This is a genomic window from Paraburkholderia sp., from assembly GCF_035656215.1.
In the GTDB taxonomy this organism is placed as follows: domain Bacteria; phylum Pseudomonadota; class Gammaproteobacteria; order Burkholderiales; family Burkholderiaceae; genus Paraburkholderia.
In genome coordinates this window covers 1-2,386 of sequence record NZ_DASRSY010000228.1, presented here as the reverse complement: position 1 = coordinate 2,386, position 2,386 = coordinate 1, and the positions used below count along the sequence as shown (strand labels likewise).

1 protein-coding gene and 1 pseudogene are annotated in these 2,386 nt (G+C 60.4%); both read right to left on the bottom strand.

Annotated features, from left to right (window positions below; genetic code table 11):
• Positions 1 to 94 (bottom strand): annotated as a pseudogene (locus tag VFE81_RS12990) (IS5/IS1182 family transposase); the annotation flags it as partial.
• A 71-nt stretch (positions 95 to 165) separates the two neighbouring features.
• Positions 166 to 2,386, bottom strand: a 2,221-nt coding sequence (locus VFE81_RS12985; RefSeq protein WP_325044979.1) for a TonB-dependent receptor, incomplete at its 5' end; no start/stop codon positions are given.

Genomic DNA, 2,386 nt, shown 5'->3' with positions numbered 1-2,386 from the left:
CGCTGACGTCCATCAGCGTCAGATACGGTGCCGCGAAGTTCCACTCTTCGTCGGATACATCACTCGGATACCCTTTGCGGTCTGCTCTTTTCATGCCGCCAGGATACCAGGTCCAACCCAAAGTGCCTAACACGCTCTAGGGCTGCAAGCCTCACGCTCATCTGATCAGATCTTCGCCGTAAACGTCAAACCGAAGACGCGCGGGTCGCCGTACAGCACCGGATACGCGCCATAAGACGGCAACAGCTCCAGCTTTTTATAGACCTTGTTGGTCAGGTTCGTCACGTAGCCGGTCAGAATGTATTTCTGATTCGACGATACGTACGATACGTGCGCATTCATCACCGTATAGCCTGCCTGCCACAGTTGCGGCACGGTTTGACGCGTCGCGCTGAAATACTCGGTGCTGCGGTAGTTGATATCGCCCCCCACCGCAATCGAGCCCACCGACAGCGGCACGCGATATTCGCCGCCGACATCGATCGTGGTGTGCGGCGAGCGTGCGAACGAATTGCCCACCGCGGTCGGCACATTGGCAAACTCGGTAAAGCGCGTGTTCAGCAGTCCGAGGTTGGCGAACAGATAGAGGCTATTAAGCGGCTGCGCCTTCAATTCAAGTTCGAAACCGTCGGCACGTCCCTGCCCCGCGTTCGACAAGGTGGACACCGGTGCGCCACCTAACGGATTCGGCGCAAGAGCGAATACCTGAATGTCCCGATAGTCGTAGTGGAAGACGCTCGCATTGGCGGTCAGGCGCTTGTCGAACCATTCGCTCTTGATGCCGGCCTCGTAGTCGGTCAGGTACTCGGGCGTAACTGTCGACACGGTGCTTTGCGTATAGGCACTCCCGTTGTAGCCACCCGAGCGGAAGCCGCGTGCATAACGGATATAAGCCCGCACGTTATTGCTGATCGCGTATTCGGGCGTCAGATCCCACGTCGGCGCACGCCACGTGTTGGCCTGATTCTGCCGCGCGCTCACCGCGAGCGGCGACGTGATCGACGACGGATCCCACCAGTTGCTCACGTCGCTGAACGAAACGGGGCCACTATTCTGCAAGCCGGTCAGGTTGATCGTCTTGCGTTCGATCGTATAGCGCAGGCCGCCGGTCAGGTTGAAGCGATCGGTGAAGCGATACTTCACGCTGCCGAACACCGCAGCGCTTTGCGTGTGCTGGGTCAGTTCGGTCAGGTGATAATAGGTGGCCGACGGGCCGCCCGGCGCATCCGGCAAGCCGCCACCAGCCCCCTCTTCGCTCAGTTCCTCAGTGAAGAAATGCGCACCTGCGATCCAGCTCAATCGGTCACTCTGTGGCGACTCGAGACGAAACTCCTGCGAGAACTGATGCGACGCAAGCGTATCGTGCGTGCGCGCCGCATCGTAGGGCGAGTAGTCTTCATCGTCCTGGTACCAGCGGTTCAAACCTTCCAGCGCGGTAATCGAGGTCAGTGTCAGGGCGCTGTTGATATGCCAATGCGCCGTCAGCGAGCCGCCATAAGACGCAATATGATCGCTCGACGGCGCATTCAACGAGACCGTGCCCGGATCGCTTGAGCCAACGAAGCCAAACTGGTTCGAACCGTTAGCAGCAGCCCCCTGTGCGTGCCACGGGTCGCCACCGCCGGTGTAATTGCGGCCGTGGATGTTCAGCAGGAAATCTGAATTCGAGGTCGGCACCGCGAGTAACTGGAAGCGCACCGCGTTGTCGTGAAAGCCGCCAAAGCGCCCGCCCGCCGCCGTGTTGGTATAGAAGCTGTCGCCGTTCTCGTGATACACGGAAATGCGTGCCGCCAGCACGTCGTTGCTGCCGATCGGGCCGCCAATCGCGGCTTCGGCGAGCCGGCTGTTGTACTGGCCGATCCCGACCTTGCCATAACCGTCCACATCGAAGGTCGGCTTCTTCGAGGTCAGGCTGACCGCGCCGCCAATCGTATTCTTGCCCCACAGCGTGCCCTGTGGGCCGCGCAGCACCTGGATATTGTCGAGGTCGAACAGCGGAAAGCCCTGGCCGAACACGCTGTTGATATACACGTCGTCGAAGTAGACGCCGATCGGGCTCAGCGACAGATCCGACGGATCGTTGCTGCCGACGCCGCGCAGGAACCAGCGGGGCCGTTCACGTCCTTCGGTGGACTGCGCCGTGAAGTTCGGCACGTACTTGGTGATGTCGTTGACGACTCGCAATTCGTTGTTCTTGATGCTGTCGCCGCTCAATGCGGTGACGGCGACCGGCACTTCCTGAATGCTTTCCTTGCGTCGGCGCGCGGTGACCGTGACCGCTCCCAGATTCGTGTCGGGTGCGGCCTTGCTCGCGCTTTTCGCTTTCGGCTTCGCCTGTACTGCACCACCGGCCGCGTCGGCTGAAGCATCGTTTACCGCGTTATCC